The organism is Dactylosporangium sucinum (assembly GCF_014647515.1).
Classification (GTDB): domain Bacteria; phylum Actinomycetota; class Actinomycetes; order Mycobacteriales; family Micromonosporaceae; genus Dactylosporangium; species Dactylosporangium sucinum.
The window spans coordinates 1-579 of sequence record NZ_BMPI01000215.1 but is presented as its reverse complement, the minus strand read 5'-3'; the positions used below and the strand labels follow the sequence as shown (position 1 = coordinate 579).

The following is a 579-nucleotide window of genomic DNA, read 5'->3' as shown; positions in this document are numbered from 1 at the left end:
CCGTGAGTTCAACATGGTGACGGCCGAGAACGAGATGAAGCCGGACGCGACGGAGCCCCAGCGGGGGCAGTTCAACTTCTCGTCCGGGGACCAGATCTACAACTGGGCCACGCAGCGTGGCATGAAGGTCCGCGGCCACACCCTCGCCTGGCACTCGCAGCAGCCGGGCTGGATGCAGAGCCTCAACGGCAGCGCCCTGCGGCAGGCGATGATCGATCACATCAACGGCGTGATGGCCCACTACAAGGGCAAGCTCGCCGCCTGGGACGTGGTCAACGAGGCGTTCAACGAGGACGGCAGCCGCCGCCAGTCCAACCTGCAGGGCACCGGCAACGACTGGATCGAGGTGGCGTTCCGCACCGCCCGGGCCGCCGACCCGTCGGTGAAGCTGTGCTACAACGACTACAACATCGAGAACTGGTCGTACGGCAAGACCCAGGGCGTGTACAACATGATCCGGGACTTCAAGTCCCGCGGCGTGCCGATCGACTGCGTGGGCCTGCAGACCCATTTCACCGGTGGCAGCTCGCTGCCGGGCAACTTCCAGACGACGCTGTCGAGCTTCGCCGCCCTCGGCGT

The 579-nt window shown here is 66.0% G+C and carries 1 protein-coding gene; it reads left to right on the top strand.

Annotated features, from left to right (window positions below):
• Positions 1-579 (top strand): endo-1,4-beta-xylanase (locus IEZ31_RS55910; protein WP_190258310.1); only part of this gene is annotated, 579 nt, incomplete at both ends.